This is a genomic window from Salarchaeum japonicum (genome assembly GCF_049705945.1).
GTDB classification, from domain to species: domain Archaea; phylum Halobacteriota; class Halobacteria; order Halobacteriales; family Halobacteriaceae; genus Salarchaeum; species Salarchaeum japonicum_A.
This window is the reverse complement of sequence record NZ_JBNAMV010000001.1, coordinates 49,914-68,095: the sequence shown is the minus strand read 5'-3', so window position 1 is coordinate 68,095 and position 18,182 is coordinate 49,914. Positions and strand designations below refer to the sequence as shown.

Sequence of the window (18,182 nt, the reverse complement as noted above, 5' to 3'; positions counted from 1 at the left end):
CGAGGACCGGCAGGCAGGAGAACCATCGCTTGCGGTCGTCAAAGAGCCCGGGTGCGTGTTTCAGGACGTGAAACACCAACAGATAGTCGATGGGTATTGCCGGTGGCGTAACGTCTGCGACTGTGTTAGGGTGCTGGTGGGTGGTGGTCTGGGAGGGTTACTTGGACGCAACTGCCTGGGTCGACGTCGCGGAAGGAGAGGTCGCCGCCGAGTCGGGTGACGGCCCAGGAGACGAACCAGAGTCCGACGCCGGTGCCGTGTTCGAGCGGGGTTTCTTCGCCGTCTTGGACGACGGCGCGTTCGCGTTCCGGGATGCCGGGGCCGTAGTCGCGGACGCTGACGCGCACGCCGTGGGTGGTCTGTGTAGTGGTAATCGTCACGGTTGGTGTGTCACTGTCGGTGTGTTCGACCGCGTTCTCGATGAGTTCATGGAGGATGATACGAAGGACGTCGCGGTCCGTTGTGAGGTGCGGTCCCCGTTCGCTCTCGGTCGGGGAATCGTATTCGATGTGGCAGTCAGTGCGGTCGCGAACGTCGTCAGCGACGTCTGTGATGAGGGCGGGGACGGCGACCTCTTGGTGGTGGAGTGTGTCGCCGGTTAGGATCCGTTCTGCGCGTTCGACTGTGGTGCCGAGGTCAACGAGGTCGCGTGAGGTCCGTTGGATGCGTTCGGCGACAAATGCCGGGTCGTCGACGGTGTCGTCGGAGAGTGCTTCGGCGAAGGCGCGGATTGCGTCGAGGTCGTTGCGGAGGTTGTGCCGGAGGACGCGGTTGAGGACTTCGAGTCGTTGTTTTCTGGTTTGGGCGTCTGTGACGTCTTGGAGGACGTACGCGGTGCCGATCGGGTCGCCGCTGGTGTTCGTGAGCGAGGATTGTGTGGCGTCGAAGCGGCGTTGCCCGTTGGGTGTCTGGACTGTGGCTGGTGATGTGACGGCGGTTGCGGGATCCCAGCCGAGGACCTCTTGGAGTGGGCGGCCTGCGGTACGGGCGAGGGTGACGCCGAGTGTGCGTTCGGCGGCGTCGTTTGCGTCAACGAGGCGGTGTGATTGGTCGACGACGATGACGGCGTCGTTCATCTCTTCGAGGATTGATGACCGGGCGAGCGGGCCGGCTCCGGGTGTGTCACTGAACAGTCCACAGGGGTACACGCTGACGGTGAACGCCCCGGCAATGAGGGTTAGAAAGCCGGTGGTTGTCCAGGGGAATGTTAGGGGGTTGGGTGCGGTGAGCGTGCTGAGAGAGAACAATAGAATCGAGATGGCGAGGCCGCTGATGGATAACGCGATGCTTCGGCCGCGGGGGAGGTCGTCGTAGGTGGCGGTTGAGCGGACGAGTAAGAACACGCCGAATAGTCCGACGCCGATGAGGGCGGTTTGGAGGATTGAGGTGGTGGTGCGGACGAGGAGTTCGAGTGGGCCGGTGAGTGCTGTTCCGTGGAGGCTCGCGACGCCGGTTCCAAGCACGTAGACGGCGGTGATGGCAATTAAGGGTCTGGTGAGTGGTGGGCCGCGGCCGGTGTACTCGAACACGAACCCGGCCCAGAGGGGGACGATGATGAGCCAGCCGGCGAGGAGCGCGCTGGCGACTGGCCGTCCAGCGACGATGTCGGTGCGGGCCAGCACCAGAGTGGTGCTGAGTGCAGCGAGCACGAGCCACAGGGCCGTGATGATGCGTGCGCCGGGACGGTCTCGGTGGCGAATACCGACCGCGGCTAACAGGAGGAAGACAGCGGCGACGGTGGCATCGATGATAACGAGTGAGGGTGAGACGGTCATCGTGTGTTCGGTTCGGTGTCTTTGTCGGTGTCCGCGGGGTGTGCGGGGAGTTGAACGCACACGGCGGGGTCGTTGTCGCTCGTCGTTGTTTCGACGGTCCAGTCGGTGTGTGTGGCGGCGAGTTGGGCGATTTCGAGCGCGCAATCAGCGATCGTGTCTGTGTCACGCTGTGGGTATGGGGTGACCGTGATGGTGACGCGGTCGGCTTCGGTGTTCGCGTGGAGGGACACCATCGTGTCCGTTGTTTCTGCGGCGGTCACGAGCGTTTCGAGGAGTGTGACGACGAGTTGGCGGTCAGCGGCGACCTGGAGTGGCGTTCCAGCGGCTGGTGTCGAGACATCGACGGGGAGTGTGCTCTGGAGGTCGTCGACGAGGGCTTGGACGGTGGTCTGGGTGGACTGGGCTGGGTTACGGTCGGCTAGCGCGCGCTCCACGCTTCGAACACGGCCGACCAAGGTCGCCGTGTCGGTGGCAGTCTCGAGGATACGTGCTCCGCCGTCGGGTGCGGGGTGGTCGCCGGCGGCGATGGCGTCCGCGATGGTCGTGACGGTCCGCATCTCGTTCGTTGTCGCGTCGGCGACGAGCTGTGTGAGAACGCTGAGGCGGTGTTCGCGGCGGCGTGTTTCAGTGATGTCACGGCAGACGAGGAGGTAGCCGAGCGTGCGGCCGCGAGTGTGGGATACGGACTCGGCAGTGACGGAGACGATTCGACCGGAGTTACCGCGGATAGTCTGCGGGTCTGCCTCGGGAATCTGGTTGGGGGCTGGGAGTGTGGCGGCAATCGTGTTCAGTGACGCGCCCAAGACGTCCGTGCGCGAGCTGTCGAACAGCGATTCTGCGGCGGGGTTTAGGTCTCGGATGCGGCCGTCGGTGTCGGTGAGGATGACGCCGTCGGCCATGTCGTTGATGACGCGGTCGCGGCCGGCGATGGAGACGACGGGGAGTGTTTCGAAGACGCGGTAGTGGTGGACGACGGTGGTGAAGAGGAGTGCGGAGGCGGTGATGGCGAGGGGGGTTGCGATCGGTTCTTGGAGGGTTGCGGTGACGAAGGGGAGCGTCAGGATTGTGGTGACGGCGAAGGTGAGGAGTGCGGTTTGGGTTGCGGGGAACGCTTTGTGGCGGAGTGTTGTTGCGCAGAGGAGGAAGATTCCGATTACGGCTAGTGAGTCTGCGAGGACGATTGTGATTCCGAGGACCGTGTTGAGTGTGGTTGTCGAGACGCCGATGAACGCGCCGACCATCGCCAGGGCGACATTGGGGGCGATGAGGAGGACGAGGAGGACGGCGACCGCTGACAGCGCGATTGGTGTTGCGTTTCGATCGCGGCCCGTATATTGGAGTGCGAACAGGAACCAGAGGACGCCAACGATCGCTGGAATGTCGAACGCGATGAGCGTCCAGAAGCCGCCGGGTGAGTCTGTTGGCGCCCACTGGATGCCGAGCGCGTGCCGTATGGGGGCGATGTCGACGACGGCGAGGTGGAGGACGGCGCCGGCGAGGAGGGTGACGGCGATTCCGAGGACGGGCCCGGTCGTGGGGTCGTGGCGGTGTCGGAGGAGTGTGGCGAGGAAGCCCAGACTCGTGAGTACCGCGACGATGCTGGCGGCAAGTGCAGCGGGCCCGGTCGCCGTGATCATATCGTGTCGTCTAGGTCAGTTCCGCGGCGTGCGTGGCGCAGTGGCCGTGATGTGGGCGGATGTCCACACTAGGGGCTGAAAACTGTGCCTCATCCGTTTGGGCGGGTGTGTGGCGCCGCGGGGCATCGGCGGTCACTCATCGACGCTGACGATCGCTTGGAGGCAGCCGTCGGCGAGGGAGACCGAGAGGGAGTCGGCGACGGCTTCGAAGCGTTCGCGATGGTGGCCGTCGTCGCTGATGACCATCTCGGTGCGCACGAGGCCAGCGTCGTGGAGGGCGTTGAGGCGGCGATATGCCGTTGGGCGGGAGACGTCGGCGGCGTCGGCGACAGCGCGTCCGCAGCGCGGTTCGTCGGCGATAGCCTCGTACACGCGGCGGGTGTACTCGTCACCGAAGAGATCGAAGAGTTCCTCAGATGTCAGGTCCTCGCTGTTGGAGTTGTCGGGTGGGTGCTTCGTGGTGGGGGTCGTCAGTTGTGGGGACATACGGTAGGAGAGGTGGGTGTCCCTACTGGAGGGTGGGGCTAGCTATCCAGATCCAGAGTTGTGCCGGTGTCTAGGAGTGCAGACTTGGGAGGGAAGCCAATCAGTTATGGGGATGTAGGCATGACCCTGAACCACTCCTCAGAGATGGCGGACAGTGACCGGTCGAACGAGTTGCGAGCGCTCGTTGTGGACGACGAGCGAGAGGTGGCTGACGCGTACGCGCTCCGCCTGCGTGGGGTCTGTGATGTCGACACTGCCTACAGTGGCGAAGCAGCGCTCTCACTCATCGAGGACACTGCAATCGACATCGTGCTTCTGGACCGCCATATGCCTGATATGTCGGGTGACGAGGTGTTGGCGCAACTGGACGAGGCCGGCTATTACGGTCGTGTCGTGATGGTGACGGCGGTCGATCCGGACTTCGACGTGCTTGAGCTACCGTTCGACGAGTACCTCTGTAAGCCCGTGGACAAAGCGGACATCCACTCCGTCATCGATCAACAACGCCGAATTCTCGCGTACGAAACGCTCGGTGCGTACTTCAGCGCCGCGTCCACGTGTGCGGTCCTCGAAGCCGAAACGAGCCCGGCCACCCGCGAAAACCACGCAGAATATACCGACCTCGCCGAGCGTGCGGACCGCCTCGAAAAACGCGCCCGCCGACTGCTCGACGACCACGACATTCTTGACGAGTTCAAACGAATCGGGCGAGAAGAAGCGTGAGTTAGTCGGTTACGGTGGTGTCCTCCGCGAAGAACACGTCGAGTAGCTTCCGTTGGCTCGCGCGAAGATGATGCAGGAGCGTTGACCCAGTGATATCGAGTGAGGCAGCGACTTCTTCTGCGGTGCTTCCGCGCGGCGATTCGAAATAATCAGCGAGGTACGCGGTGCGAAGCACGGTTCGCTGCCGGTCCGTCAATTCCGTTTCGAGATTATCGCGGAGTTCGCGTGCCGTCGTCACGGACCGGTTTCGTTCCCGTTTCGCGACGACTTCGACACCTGTGCCGTCACCGATGGCGGTCGTGATTCGATGGATGTCGCTGTCCTGGGGAAAATTAGCGACGATGCGCCCAGAGCCATCGTCGAAGGTTGCCTGCCGGATACTGCCGCCGCGGGACACAACCGTCGAGAGCGGCGACGAATCGTGGAGTTCGAGTTCGACGGTTCCACCCGACGCCGTTTCGCTAATGAGACGCGCATCCGCGACGCCGGCAGTCGTAGTGACTGCCTGATCGAGTGCATGCTCAGTCCCACCTGTAATCTCGACGAAACAGAGCATCGTGTCGTGGTTCTGTGGGACGACCCCGGTGAGCGTAACTGTCGCGTCGAGGTCGTCGCTGAGCGTGGCGAGAACGGACGTATCCTCGACCGCGAAGGTGACTTCGGTGACTGCGTCCGACAACAGCAGATTCTGGTTCCGTGTCGCAGTGATGGCGAATCCTGCGATTTCGCCGAGCGTCTTGAAGCTCCGTCGTTCACGTGCGGAGAAGGCGTCGGTGCCGGCTGCATAGACGCCGACTACACCGTGGACATCCGACCCGGAGACGAGTGGGATTGCCAGTGCGGACTGGACGCCGTCAGCGAAGCCGGCCATGCGGATCGCGTCCGGGAGGCTGTCAGCCTCTGCGAGCGGTTGCATCGCTTGGAGGTGTCCGGATTCGACGGCGCGCTCTTCCGGCGTCTGCGCGTCGGATTCGAGTGTTTCCTGTACGGCTGTGAACGTTTCTCCAGTCGTTCCGGCGGCTGCTTGAACGACGAGTCGGTTACTGTCAACGGTGCGTTCGCCCACCCACGCGAACTCGTACAGGTCGGTTTCGCCGAGCCCGTGACAGATCGTGTCGGCGATTTCGGCACGCGATGACGCAGCAACGAGGTCGGCTAGTACAGCCGAGCGGACCCCGTCGACGACGCCGGTTCGGTCGCGTTCTGCCTGTAACCGGTCAACCGTCTCTGCATGCCGGTGGCGTGGCGTGACATCTTGGAGATACACGATCGTCGCGTCATCCACGGGCACGATTGAAACGGCGAGCCATCGGTCGAGCGCAGGGTAGTACTCTTCAAACTCGGTGTCAGTGATCGGGGCGTCCGCGAAGGCATCGATCAGTGAATCCTCGACGGACCGGGGGAGCACATCGGCGACGGCAGCCCCGACGGCACTACGATCGATGTCGAGGAGGTCCTGTGCGGTGTCATTGACACTAACGATGGTGTCGTCCGAGACTTCGATGGCGCCGATCGGTGCGTGCTGCAGGCGCTCATTCATAGCCATAGATAGCTCGACGGGTCAAACGGGGGTCGGCTGGTCGCGTCACTGGGTGGTTCCACGGATGGTGTCACCATCGTACCTCGAAGCGAGCGCCGCCCGACTGTGCGGTTGTGAGACGAATCGTCCATCCGTGTGCGGTGACGATTCGGTTGACGATCGCCAGCCCGAGTCCCGTCCCCGCGTTCTCGGTCGAGTAGCCGGGTGTGAAGACGGCGTCTGCTTCGGCAGCTGGGATTCCGTTGCCGTCGTCAGCGATGAAAATCCCGTTCTCAACGTTCTCAAGGGGGCCGACACGCACGGTGACGGTCTTACCAGCGTGCTCCACCGCATTCCGGAAGAGGTTCTCGAACAGCCGGTGGACTTGCGCCGCGTCCGCGAGCACTGTGGGAAGCGTGTCAGTGATGTTGAGCGTCGCGTCGGTGGTGTCGATAGCCTGCCAGGCGTCCGTTACAGCGTTTTTGAGGGCGAGTTGGTCTGTGGGGTCGATGGCGTCTGGGTCTCGTTCAAGCGTCAGCACGTCCCGGATGATTCGCTCCATGCGGTCGTGCGCGTCAGCGACTGTCTCGAAGTGTTCGGAACGCCCTGTCTCGCGGGCGGCTTGGAGGTGCGCGGTCGCGACGTCGAGCGGGTTTCGGAGTTCGTGGCTGATCATGCTAGCAACGTCTCCGACACCCGTTGTTTCGGCGTCAACAAGACGGTCGTCGAGCAGCGTGAATGCGAGAAAGCCGGTCGTGTCGGTGACGGGGAGGACGCGCGCGAGATACGTGTCGACCGCACCGAATCCGTCGAGGTAGACGCCGGTTGCAGTCCCATGAACGAGAGCATTTAGGGGGTCGTCGGGGCCGGGTGATTCAACGATATCGAAGTGGTCGAAGACGGCTGCAACGGGCGGGTCGTTCGGAAGCGGCTGGAACGTGTCGTCGAAGGCATCGTTCGTCGTTGTGATAACTGGTGTGTCGTCTGTAACCGTGTACTTGAGGACGGGGGCGGGATATGCGTTGATCGGGATTGCCGCCGTACGTTCCCCGGTCATTCTTACTGCCTGCGGGGGTGGTCTGCGGGCTTTTTCCGGGCGGGTGGCGGTGATGTCGGCCGACGTGGTACGGCCGGCATGCGTGGCATACGTAGTCACTTGACTGGGTGGTGCTTTAGTGTTGTCTCAGTTTGCTGGGACAGAAACACGGACTCGGTGTTTACGTTCATGTCGCACGGTAGCTTCGCGTACAGCCGAGTGGCTCGGCGGTAGAATTCATGAATATTGACGAGTTCGCCTCTGAACACGGCTCGACGGAAACGGACGAATCGTTCCAACTGGAAAACAACTACACGCTTGATGTCGCCGTTGACGGCGACGTAATGGCGAAAGCAGGCGCGATGGTCGCGTACACCGGCGACCTCTCGTTCAAAGGAAAGAGTTCGGCCGAAGGCGGACTCAGCGGCTTCCTCAAACAAGCCGCGACCGGCGAAGGCACGCCCGTGATGACCGTCACAGGAGACGGCCACGTGTATCTCGCCGACGAGAAGAAGAAAGTCCAACTGCTCGACCTCGACGACGGCGAATCAATTACAGTCAACGGTGAGGACGTCCTCGCGTTCGACTCCGAAACCACGTACGAAATCACGTCGATGGACAGCCTCGCCGGCGCGTTCGCTGGCGGATTCACGAACGTCACACTCACCGGCCCCGGCTACGTCGCCATCACCACGCACGCCGACCCAATTGTCCTAGAACCCCCGGTTTCGACCGACCCGAGTGCTACTGTCGCCTGGAGCACCAGCGCTCCCGACGTGCACGTCAACAAGAGTCTCTCCGACATGGTCGGCCAGGAATCCGGCGAACGCTTCCAGATGGAGTTCACCGGCGACGACGGCTACGTCGTCGTCCAACCCTACGAAGAACACTAATAGACTGACAGTCCACCACGCGTCCAATCCACACTGACGGGTATCGTCCGGTGCGCACCCACCCCTCTGTCACTTTGAACGCGCGTCGTACGGCGCGTTCCTCACCGCTGACGGACGGAATCGGTTGCTTTAGGGTGGAATAACCAACACGCCGCATACGAAGAAGAACGGCTGACAGCACTATGGAACATCTCAATCGCCGGCAGTTCGTCGCACTCGGACTCTCAGCGACAGCAACAGCAGTAGCTGGCTGTAGCAGACCGCAAGATAGCGATAGCGAGCCGTACGCTGAGTGGCTCCCGGCGCGCGACGGCGGAACAATCACTGCGTATCTCGACTTCACGCTGTCCGAAGAGACAGCCCATATCAATCCTGCACTCCCGCTAATCGTTCCCACGACCGAACAGGACGACGGGAATCTCGCACCCACGCTGCCGAACATCGACGACATCAACGACCCACTCGTGACGTTGCCGTTACAGACCGGCGGCCGCGTCCTCGGTGGCGCAGCCCTCTCACTGGCCATTGTCGGCCTCGGCCGATTGGTAGATCCGGCACGACCGACACAGGGGATTACGGAGTTGTTTTTCGCGGACGGCGTCACTATCGGGCGCGGCGACCTCGACCCAAGTACCATCGATACACGACTTCGAACCGGCCCCAATCGGACCCAGTTTGAGACGGTTGGAACCGACGGCGACTACGCGATGTATGGACTCATTGAGGGGACCGATGGGTTCGTCGCCGTGAACGAGACGACCGTTGTCATTGCTGATGCGCGCGACCGCGTTGAGGCGGTCCTCGACACACAGCGAGGCAGTCGGGCGCACGCGAGCTCGACCGATGATAGCTTCGCAACGCTGCTTACCGAGACGGACATGGGGCACGTGATGGTTGGCTGGGACGGGCCAATCGACCTCAGTCAGAATACCTTCGGGGACGGTAACGGCCAGCTGGCTGGTGGCCTCATCTCACAGGAGGATGCGGTCGTGTCATCGGTGGCGTTCGATCCGGACAACGGCGAAATCACGGCTGATCTCGGCCTCCACGCTGCCGGCGAGGTGAACGAAGCGACGCTGAACGAGCGTTTCGGAGCCGCCAGCGTCGAACACACCGTCTCAGTCGATGGAAAACACGTCACTGCGTCGGGACGGTACACCGAGGAAACGATTGATGTCGATTTCGTGGCGAACGAAGACCCCACGACAACAACCACCATCCCACGCGAGGACGACCTCCCACCCAAGGTTGCGAACGCAGTCCCGGAGAACGCGTTTGAATTCACGGTTGATGAAGCCGAGGAGCGAGTGCGAGTCGAATTCGTGTCGGAGTTCAATGCCGACGAAGTAACCGTCAAAGCCACAAACTCCGGCTACGAGAGCACAACGACAACCCCGGACCCGATCAGCTATTTGGACGTCTACGTCAACCCCGAGGACGATACCGTGCTGGTGATCGTCACCGTCGACGGCGTCTCGGGCGTCGTAGCTCAATACGACATTCCCTGAACAAACCAGATGCGGCCAGTCGTGTTCAGTCCCACTCATCGTCTGTCGGTTCTCGCTCGTTCTCCGACAGCGACTGTCCCAAGTACAATCTAGCGCACCGCGTGTCGAAACTATTCGAGCGACGTGTCGTCGTTCAGCGCGCAGAGGCCGTCAGCGTTTCCGTACCCAGTTGCCGAGATAGCCGCCGAGCGCGCTCAGCCCGATGAAGTAGACGATGCTGAAAAACACCCCGATACCCAAGACCACAGCGACCCCGATAACCGCTTCTGGAGATCCGCTCACGAACAAGCCAACGCTCGTGAAGAGGCCAACGATGAAAAGCGGGAGACTCGCGAAGACGCCGGCAATCGCACCGACGCTAATCCCGCGTGCGGCGTGGTCTGGGTCAAGGTATCCGCCGGCAGCGCCACCAAGAACCGGTGAGAAGGGGACGAAACTGAGTATCGTTGAGACGGTCGCTCCAACGACACCGATGATCCATGCCGGTGTTCCTCGATTATCGCGTCGGGCGCGGCGATGACCGACGAGGACCGCGATACCGATGAGGAAGATGCTCGCGCCGGCGACAATGAGGCCAAGGCCACCCCAGTGGCTGAGCGCGACAATCAGGTCAATCGCTTCGGCCTCCGTGAGTACGTCCGATCGAAACTCTCCCTCACGGATCACGGTCGCAACCTCTTGGCGAGTTACGCCATAATAGAGCGCTGCGCCACCGAGTGCGACGACACAGCCACTAATCCAGAGAACCGCCCCGAGCACCCAGTCACCCAAGCTATCAAAAACGATTGTGCGGTCTTCAGTGTGTTCGCTCATACAGAGACGGTAGCGAGTCTAATCGAATAAAGGCAGGAGAAGGGTTTCTCCGCCAGCAACTCGTGACGTGACTGCGTTCACCGAGCGGGTCGCCCGCGTAGTCGTGGTCTCGGAGGGGGAGCGACTGCTCGTGCTAGGTTTTTGTTGAAATCTGGGCCGAAAGGAGTTGGACGCCATGGAGTAGTCATCGACTATCGCTACCTGTGGTCACCTGGTATCGTGGGTGTAGTTTTCCTTCAGATAGTTCGGCTTAGAGTCGTAGTAAGCAAGAGTTCGAAAGATTACCGGTGGGTAAAACGTCCAAATGAAAGGCACAATCGCATTAAATAGTCAGTGCGTAGTACGACTGACGACCTCAGACTCACGGAGGAACACGATATGCCTACAAAAATAGACGAGACGCGACTTGTTACGCTTCTCCTCGTTATCATCGGCGCCGTATTCATCGTCCCATTGTTCTTCATGGGGATCGGAATGATGGGGTTCGGTCCGATGATGGGCGGGATGTGGGGGGGTGGAATGAGGGACGGAACAATGCCTCGTTGGATGTTCGTCGTCGGCATCGTGATGCAGTTCCTGTTCCTTATCGCTCTCGTCGGTGGGGGATACCTCATCTATCGTGCGATTGCGCGGGATCCGAGTGACGCAGACCACGCACTCGAAGAGCTTCGGCTCGCCTACGCCCGCGGAGAGCTGACCGACGAGGAGTACGAACAGCGCCGCGAAGCACTTGAACGAGATACCTGAGCACGACCAGACAAAATTGAAGCATGGCCGGGTTCTCCAGTCTTCGTCACCAGTCGACGCATCGACAACTTCCAGAGTGGCTTGACCGATACACGACGCTCGGACTGTACGGACTTCTCGTCGGAACAGGACTCTGTTTGGTCGCGTTTCTCACGAATCCCGTTCCCGATCCCTCGTTTCCGTGGGCGACGGTTCCTGAGACACTACGACTGCCGATTGCACAGCCGCGAATCGAACACTGGCCGGTGACCTACACCGTCGGTATTTGGTTGTGGATCTTCTGTTTCCCCGCGCTCTTCCTTGCGGGATACCGGCGATACGGCAACGTGAATCGTGGGAAAGCAGTCTGGCTCGTTGGGTTGCCGACCGTCGCGATGCTGGGTTGGACGACGTACTGCCGGGTGTTCTGGCCGAAACTCCATCCACCGACGTGGAACGCGCCGGCCTACACGTTCGTTTGCTGGCTGTACTGTTCAACCTACGACATCATTTGGAGCAACGCGGCGTTCCTGATCGCGGTTCTCGGCGCCGTCACAACGATTCTGCTACTGCAGCGAACACGCGGAACCACGTATGCACTACTCGGATTCGGGATACTCGCCCTCCCGCTGGGCCTCCCAGCCCTCTACAAAGGCGTCCGGCAAGCAAGAACTGACGGCTGATGTGAGCCAAAGGACGGCAGTGAGGTTTGGTTCGGGCTGCTCCCAGAGCGTGTCACGGAGGGCCTCCTGCACCCCCATTCATCGGTTCGTCGCAAAAATAGCAACCGCCGCACCCAATTCGACCCTCCCAGCCTCACCGAACGAGAGTTCCAAATACGCGTTCTTCGGCTTTTCGGAGGTGGTCGCCGACAGTCGTGGGCGCGATCCCGACGGCCGCGGCCACGTCATCAAGCGTTGCTTCCCGAGGAACCCTGTAGTACCCTAGTTCGACAGCCGACTCAACCACCTCTTGCTGGCGTGTCGTTAACAGGCGTGTGAACGAGGGATCGTCCGGGTTGTATTCGCCCATTTCGACGACATCAAACGTAAAGGGGAGGTCCGCCGGTCTGTCTCCAGCGAACGTCTGAAAATCTTCGTCGGTGCCCAGGTATGTGACGCGGAACGAGCCATCTGCGTTGAAGTGAATCGGCGTTTCAATGGTGAGATTCAACTCACGTTGTCGTTCCAGCAGTCGTCGCGTCGTCTCAGTCGGTTCAAACTGACTGACAGCCATCCATCGGTCGTCTCCGGACACGAGATAGTCGATGACGAATTGAGAGTGGTCCATGATCTCCTTGTATCGATCCTGGTCGCCACTTCCTTCGGCGAACAACAGCACCGACCCATCCGAGAGCAGTTCGACGTTGTGAATCGCTTCCCGAGTGATTGCGGGGTCGTCCATGAGCTCTTTAGCGAGCGGATGGAACGCGCCTGCAGCCGCCGGACGGATATGGAGCGTGAGATACCGCATTGGAGAGGGTGATTCGCAGTGCCTGATAAAAACACGTGGATATACGCCAATCACCGTTTCGTGATCCCCCTCGAATCAAGTAGCATGAAGCCGCTCCGAATGGCCGCCCGCTCTGCGGAACTGGCAGTGGTGAGGGATCTGCAACGTGCCGTGACTGCTGCAGGACGGGGATACTGATGGTGGAATCGAACCCAGACGTTGCGATCGTTGGAGGCGGCATCTGCGGACTCACGACGGCACTCGCGTTTGAACAGCGAGGATGGACGCCGACAGTCTACGAGGCTGCCTCCGAATATCGTCCTATCGGCGCGGGACTGCTCCTCCAGACGAACGCACTCCGCGTCTTCGATCGGCTCGGAATCGCTGACCGGATTCGCGCTGCGGGCGTCCCGCTCAACGAGGGGCTGATCCGCTCCGCGAGCGGCCGGATTCTCACCCGGTTCGATCTCGATCGCGTGGAACGGAGCCAGTTCGGGTACGGATTCATCGCGATTCACCGGGCTGAGCTCCAGCGGATACTCCTTGCGGAGCTCGACACCGACGTTCGTACAGACATGACGTGTGAGGCGGTCGCCGCGACGACTCCGCCATCGGCTCGGTTCGCTGACGGCACGCAGATTCACCCGGATATTCTCATCGGGGCTGACGGTATCAACTCTGTCGTCCGAAACGAAATCACAGCGAACGTCGAACCAACCGAGTTGGATAGTATCGTCTATCGAGCGGTCACCACAGTTACGCTTCCCGACGACTATCGCAGTCAAGGCGTCGAAATCTGGGGGAACGGGACCTATACAGGTGGCGCGCCAATCGACGACAATCGATTCTACTGGTTCGCAACAGCACCTGGGGAAGTGCCATCTGATCCAACTGCGCTTCCGGAAACGATAGCGACACTTCGTGACCGATACGCCGAGTATCCGGAACCGATCCCCACGGTAGTAAACTCGCTCAATCCCGAGGATGTTTTCGTCACTGGTCTCACGGAGGTTCCAGCTCTGGAGACGTGGTATCGTGGGTCGGTTGTCATCGCGGGCGATGCAGCTCATGGAATGCTCCCGTTCGCGGGCCAGGGCGCGGCGCAAGCCATCGAGGATGCCCTTGCGTTGGCGCACGCGCTCGACACACACGCCAACCCTGAACTAGCGTTCGAGGCATTCGAAGCAGAACGTAAGCCGAGAGCGGACCGGATTCGGTCCGACTCCCATCGACTTGGCGCTCTCGCGACGATACAGTCGGGGGTCGGAACCTACGCACGCAATCTTGCTGTCAGGCTGCTTCCGAGCGCTGTTGTTCGGCGATTGCGTCGGCGGCGAGCAGCTCAGACCGCACTCCCAGAATCCAGAGTGAAAGAAGCACCCTCCGACAGTCCCCGCTGAGTCAGACACGGTGACTGCTGTCCTAATGCTTCACTCGCTGTCACGTGTCGTGGAACTCGCGTTGGATAGGCGGGTTAAAGCCGCTGTCGCTCGGACGGCTCGTAGTTAGGTGGGGATGCGCGGCTGTGAGGCTGGGTGTGTTAGAAATCCGAACGCTGAAGATGGGGTGTCGTTGGGCCGCGGCAAATCGGGCTTATGGCACTCGGCCTCGCCATGGTTGTGGTTGGTGTTGCTGGGCTCGTTGGCGTGGTCTGAAAGCCACGGTGAATCCACCGCATTGAGCCGGGCGACGGGTGCGAGCACACGCTCGCACGTGTTGGAGTGTGATGCGCGTTTCGCGCCGCCAGAATGGTTTTTTGGGTGGCGTTCGGCTTGTCGGGTATGTACGAGAAGCTCGACCGGAGTCACGGAGCGGTTCGTGGGTACGAGGTTCGGGACGAGCTGAGCGAGGCGGATTTGGAGGCGATTGTCGCGGATCTCGAGGGGACGATTCACGAGGAGGGATCGGTGCGGGTGCTCGTTGCGATGCCGTCGGTACCGACACCCGAACTCGACGCACTCGACGAAGACCTCGGATTCTGGCTGGAGCACAGCGACGACATCGAGAAGTACGCCGTCGTCGGCGACAGCACGCTCGTTGAGTGGGCGTCCAGCGCCGGCGACCTCGTCTCCAGTATCGACGTTGAGCACTTCGAGGCTGACGAACGAGACGACGCGTGGGCGTGGCTGGAAGACGACGATTGATGGGGTCGCCGGTGGGCGAACTGTTTAGCCGCCGGACGTTCGCAGTCACGGTATGTCGAGTCCGGAGTACGGTGTCGCTCGCTACCTGGCGATCGAGCGCGCTGAAGCACCGACTGTAACGCCCGCCGGCCGTCTTCTCTTCCTTGCGGATACGTCCGGCACGCCACAGGTGTGGACGACCGAGACCGCGGGGACGTGGCCCGAGCGGTTGACGCCACACGAGGAACGCGTCTCCGCGGTCGCCGCGTCCCCAACGGACGAAGCGTTCGTGTTCGGGATGGACCAGGGGAGCGACAAGCGCGACCAACTCTTCCACTACGACCTCACGACGGGCGTCGAAACGGCACTAACCGACGAACCCGAGGCGAAACACGCGTGGGGTGCCTGGGGGCCGGACGGCGACCGGGTCGCGTACACCGCGAACCGGGCGGACCCGGGACGGTTCGACGTGTACGTTCAGGAGGCCGACAGTACTCCCGGCACGCACGAGCGAGTGTACGAGGGCGGGGGTGGATGGTTGACTGTTGCTGCGTTCGGGCCGGACGGCCGCCGGCTCGCGCTCCTGAAACCACACTCCAGTACGAACGTCGCGCTCTCTGTTCTCGACCTTGAGACGGGCACGCACCGCGTGCTCTCGGGGGACGAGCCGGCGCGACACTCACACGTCCACTTTGACGGCGACGGCGGCATATACTGTGTCACGGACGCGGACGCGGACACCGCGTACGTCGCTCGGTACGACCTCGATACGGGCGCTCGCACGCCGGTCGCGGGGTACGAGGAAACGCTCGGCGAACCGGAGACGGACGCGTGGTCTGTCGACGGCTTCGCGTATGACGCGGAGACCGGACGGAGCGTGTTCGCAACGAATGAGAACGGTTACAACGGTGTGCACGCCGGTGTTCTCGACGGGTCGTCGTTCGCGGAGACGGTCGCGCCGGACGTGGAGGGGGTGGCGAGTGGGTTCGTGTTCGGGCCGAACGCGGAGTGGGTGGCGTTCACGCAGACGGCGCCGACCGACCCGTACGGCGTGCACGTTGCGGACTGGGCGGCCAGCGACCACACCGAGTGGACGCCCGTCGGCACGAACGGACTCCCCGACGACGCCCTCCGCACGCCTACCGAGGTTGACTACGAGTCGTTCGACGGCCGGCGGATTCCGGCGTACTGGACGCTGCCGGAGGGTGCGGACGCCGCAGACCCCGCGCCGGTGATCGTGGATATCCACGGTGGGCCGGAACATCAGCGCCAGCCGTGGTTCTACCCGGAAAAACAGTTCTTCCTCAATCGTGGCTACGCCGTCTTGGAGCCGAACGTCCGCGGGAGTTCGGGGTACGGGAAACGGTATGCTGGGCTCGACGACGTGGAGAATCGCATGGATTCTGTCGCCGATATCGCCGCCGCCGTCGAGTGGCTCAGTGACCGTCCAGCGGTAGACGAGGAGCGTGTCGTCGCGTACGGCCGGTCCTACGGCGGGTTCATGGTGCTCGCAGCTATTACCGAGTATCCCGAGCTCTGGGCAGCGGCGGTGGATTTCGTTGGTATCGCGGATTTCACGACGTTCCTCGAAAACACGGGGGAGTGGCGGCGCAGCCACCGTGAAGCCGAGTACGGCAGTCTGACGGACGATTACGAGTTCCTGAAATCCATCTCGCCGCTCTCGAACATCGACCGCATCCAGTGTCCGCTGTTCGTCCAGCACGGCGCAAACGACCCTCGCGTTCCCGTCGGCGAAGCCGAACAGGTCGCTGATGCCGCCCGCGAACAGGGTGTGCCCGTCGAAACGCTCATCTTCGACGACGAAGGCCACCACACAACCTCCCGCGAGAACCGTATCACCGAGTTCGAAGCCATCGCCGACTTCCTCGACACCCACGTGTAGGAACCCAGTGAACAGCGCGTCCCCATCCACGAAGAGACGATGAGCGGGACGTGCCGGTTGGAAGTGGGTTACCTGGGTGAGGTGACAGCGGGGAGGCAGAGTTTACTCCGGGGTTTCGTGGAGGAATGCCTGAAGTTCGACGATACGGCCGTCTGGGTCGTCGGCGAAGAACTGATAGATGCGGTACTGTTCGTTCTCGTGCGGGTCCTCGCGGACAGCGTCGCCGAGGCGGTCGTGCATCGCGTCCACCTCACTCGGGGTGTCGTAGACGAACGTGAGGATGCCCTCGGTTTCGGTGTGGTCGGCGTCGCAGAACCCGAACCGGAACCCCTCGAATTCGAGGATTGTGCAGCCGGGTTGTTCGAGCCAGACCTCAACGTCGAGCGTCTCGGTGTACCAGTCTTCGAGCGCTGCGCGGTTCTCCGTTCGATAGAAGACGATTCCGGACACGAGCGAACGCTCTCACGCCGGGACTGTGTACGTTTCGACGCCCCTAGGTCGGCCGCCAGCCGCGGAGGAAGGCGGCGCAGACGCCGCCGACGGACGCGCCGAACACGAGCGTGACGGTGCGAAGGACGAGCACGGCGGCGGCCGCGGGGGCGCTCGGCGCGGCGGTCACGACGACCAACGCGCCGCCGAGGAGGAGGTCGTACGCGCCGAGACTCCCGGGAATCGGGACGGCGCTCGCGACCTGCGGGAGCGGGATGACGACGAGAATCGGCAGGAGCGCGACCGGGTGGCCGACGCCGTGGAGGGCGACCCAGAGCGTGATCGCAGTGGCGAATTGTTCGAGCACGCCGCCGAGCGCGATAAGCGCGAGGAGGCCGGGCGTTCCGCGGAACGCGACGATACGCGTCCAGAACCGTTCGACCGCCGCCCGGACGGTCGCGCGGTCGTGCGGCCGGTCGCGGTAGAGTGCGGACACCCGCCTGACGAGCGGCGTGAGCACGGCCACGAGGAGGCGCGACAGCGCGTCACGGGACATGAGCGCGACGACGCCGACGACGAGCAGTCCGCCGATGGCGACGGCGAGCACGGACAGAATCCCCGTGGCGTCCGGGACATCAAGGAGGACGAGGACGCCGAGCGCGGCGGAGAGTGCGACCTGTGTGCCGGATTTGACGTACTTGGCGACCGACCGCACGCCGAGCGCGTCCGAGTACCCGGTGTCGGTCGCGACGCTGATGAACCGCGCCATAATCGGCTCCGAGGTGACGGGGCCGGCGGGGCTCACGATGTCGAAGAAGTCGCCGGCCAACGCGAACTGCACGCTCTCCCTTCCAGAGAGCCCGTCGTTCAGCGGACGGACGGACGCCCAGACGCCGATAGCGTCTACGAGACCCTCGATAACGACGAGTGCGACAACGACGGCGAGCAGAAGTGGTGAGAGGCGGGTAGCACGGGTGACGATGGCGTCCACGCCGACCGTGGCGACGGCGGTGGCGAGCACCGCCAGTCCAAGAAGCGCCCCGACAAGGAATCGGAGTGAACGACGCACGTCCGCCAGTCCGCGGAGGACGAGGAAAAACGCTCCGGGGTTCAGTCACACACCGACGACGGCTCGGTCCGCGTGCAGTCTGCGAAATAC

Annotated in this window: 17 protein-coding genes; 8 read left to right on the top strand and 9 right to left on the bottom strand. The window is 62.4% G+C overall.

Features of this window, described 5'->3' with window-relative positions; genetic code table 11:
• Nucleotides 1-125: 125 nt before the first annotated feature.
• The 3 genes from ACOZ4O_RS00315 to ACOZ4O_RS00305 all read right to left on the bottom strand — a co-directional run bounded on the left by ACOZ4O_RS00315 (nt 126) and on the right by ACOZ4O_RS00305 (nt 3,898).
• Nucleotides 126-1,775, bottom strand: a complete 1,650-nt coding sequence (locus ACOZ4O_RS00315) for an ATP-binding protein (RefSeq protein WP_424523377.1) — start codon at nt 1,773-1,775, stop codon at nt 126-128.
• Nucleotides 1,772-3,412 carry a PAS domain-containing protein gene (locus ACOZ4O_RS00310; protein WP_424523376.1) on the bottom strand — a complete coding sequence of 547 codons (1,641 nt, stop codon included), beginning with the start codon at nt 3,410-3,412 and terminating at the stop codon, nt 1,772-1,774. Before ACOZ4O_RS00310 ends, ACOZ4O_RS00315 begins: the two co-directional genes overlap by 4 nt.
• 132 nt (nt 3,413-3,544) lie before the next feature.
• Nucleotides 3,545-3,898 (bottom strand): winged helix-turn-helix domain-containing protein, encoded by a 354-nt coding sequence (locus tag ACOZ4O_RS00305; protein WP_424523375.1) that lies wholly within the window; start codon nt 3,896-3,898, stop codon nt 3,545-3,547.
• Nucleotides 3,899-4,042: 144 nt separating this feature from the next.
• Here ACOZ4O_RS00305 and ACOZ4O_RS00300 point away from each other — a divergent pair, with 144 nt between their 5' ends.
• Nucleotides 4,043-4,621 (top strand): response regulator, encoded by a 579-nt coding sequence (locus ACOZ4O_RS00300; protein WP_424523374.1) that lies wholly within the window; start codon nt 4,043-4,045, stop codon nt 4,619-4,621.
• Between the two features lies 1 nt (nt 4,622).
• Here the strand turns inward: ACOZ4O_RS00300 and ACOZ4O_RS00295 are convergent, their stop codons facing one another.
• Together ACOZ4O_RS00295 and ACOZ4O_RS00290 are read right to left on the bottom strand one after the other, a co-directional pair.
• The gene (locus tag ACOZ4O_RS00295; RefSeq protein ID WP_424523373.1) at nt 4,623-6,161 is read right to left on the bottom strand and encodes a bacterio-opsin activator domain-containing protein; all 1,539 of its coding nucleotides are present in this window, start codon (nt 6,159-6,161) and stop codon (nt 4,623-4,625) included.
• A 70-nt stretch (nt 6,162-6,231) separates the two neighbouring features.
• Nucleotides 6,232-7,197, bottom strand: coding sequence for a sensor histidine kinase (locus ACOZ4O_RS00290; protein ID WP_424523372.1), 966 nt, complete (start codon nt 7,195-7,197; stop codon nt 6,232-6,234).
• Between the two features lie 218 nt (nt 7,198-7,415).
• Between ACOZ4O_RS00290 and ACOZ4O_RS00285 the strand changes: the two genes are divergently transcribed.
• Nucleotides 7,416-8,069 carry an AIM24 family protein gene (locus tag ACOZ4O_RS00285; RefSeq protein WP_424523371.1) on the top strand — a complete coding sequence of 218 codons (654 nt, stop codon included), beginning with the start codon at nt 7,416-7,418 and terminating at the stop codon, nt 8,067-8,069.
• 182 nt (nt 8,070-8,251) lie between these two features.
• Nucleotides 8,252-9,577, top strand: a complete 1,326-nt coding sequence (locus ACOZ4O_RS00280) for a hypothetical protein (protein ID WP_424523370.1) — start codon at nt 8,252-8,254, stop codon at nt 9,575-9,577.
• Nucleotides 9,578-9,727: 150 nt separating this feature from the next.
• Here the strand turns inward: ACOZ4O_RS00280 and ACOZ4O_RS00275 are convergent, their stop codons facing one another.
• Entirely contained in the window at nt 9,728-10,390 is a 663-nt protein-coding gene (locus tag ACOZ4O_RS00275) for a DUF5518 domain-containing protein (protein WP_424523369.1), read from the bottom strand.
• 378 nt (nt 10,391-10,768) lie between these two features.
• Between ACOZ4O_RS00275 and ACOZ4O_RS00270 the strand changes: the two genes are divergently transcribed.
• Both ACOZ4O_RS00270 and ACOZ4O_RS00265 read left to right on the top strand, forming a co-directional pair.
• Nucleotides 10,769-11,137 carry an SHOCT domain-containing protein gene (locus ACOZ4O_RS00270; protein WP_424523368.1) on the top strand — a complete coding sequence of 123 codons (369 nt, stop codon included), beginning with the start codon at nt 10,769-10,771 and terminating at the stop codon, nt 11,135-11,137.
• Between the two features lie 23 nt (nt 11,138-11,160).
• Complete coding sequence (locus ACOZ4O_RS00265) at nt 11,161-11,799, top strand: hypothetical protein (protein ID WP_424523367.1); 639 nt, start codon at nt 11,161-11,163, stop codon at nt 11,797-11,799.
• 133 nt (nt 11,800-11,932) lie between these two features.
• Here ACOZ4O_RS00265 and ACOZ4O_RS00260 read toward each other — a convergent pair whose 3' ends face one another.
• Nucleotides 11,933-12,589, bottom strand: coding sequence for a helix-turn-helix domain-containing protein (locus ACOZ4O_RS00260; protein WP_424523366.1), 657 nt, complete (start codon nt 12,587-12,589; stop codon nt 11,933-11,935).
• 176 nt (nt 12,590-12,765) lie between these two features.
• Here ACOZ4O_RS00260 and ACOZ4O_RS00255 point away from each other — a divergent pair, with 176 nt between their 5' ends.
• From ACOZ4O_RS00255 to ACOZ4O_RS00245, 3 genes are all read left to right on the top strand, one after another.
• Nucleotides 12,766-13,968: an FAD-dependent monooxygenase gene (locus ACOZ4O_RS00255; protein WP_424523365.1), complete on the top strand. Its 1,203-nt coding sequence runs from the start codon at nt 12,766-12,768 to the stop codon at nt 13,966-13,968.
• A gap of 381 nt (nt 13,969-14,349) precedes the next feature.
• Nucleotides 14,350-14,712, top strand: coding sequence for an STAS/SEC14 domain-containing protein (locus ACOZ4O_RS00250; RefSeq protein WP_424523364.1), 363 nt, complete (start codon nt 14,350-14,352; stop codon nt 14,710-14,712).
• Between the two features lie 52 nt (nt 14,713-14,764).
• Nucleotides 14,765-16,594: a S9 family peptidase gene (locus ACOZ4O_RS00245; protein WP_424523363.1), complete on the top strand. Its 1,830-nt coding sequence runs from the start codon at nt 14,765-14,767 to the stop codon at nt 16,592-16,594.
• Between the two features lie 102 nt (nt 16,595-16,696).
• Here ACOZ4O_RS00245 and ACOZ4O_RS00240 read toward each other — a convergent pair whose 3' ends face one another.
• Both ACOZ4O_RS00240 and ACOZ4O_RS00235 read right to left on the bottom strand, forming a co-directional pair.
• Nucleotides 16,697-17,044 (bottom strand): VOC family protein, encoded by a 348-nt coding sequence (locus ACOZ4O_RS00240; protein WP_424523362.1) that lies wholly within the window; start codon nt 17,042-17,044, stop codon nt 16,697-16,699.
• Between the two features lie 43 nt (nt 17,045-17,087).
• Nucleotides 17,088-18,092, bottom strand: coding sequence for a lysylphosphatidylglycerol synthase domain-containing protein (locus tag ACOZ4O_RS00235; RefSeq protein ID WP_424523361.1), 1,005 nt, complete (start codon nt 18,090-18,092; stop codon nt 17,088-17,090).
• Nucleotides 18,093-18,182: the final 90 nt, after the last annotated feature.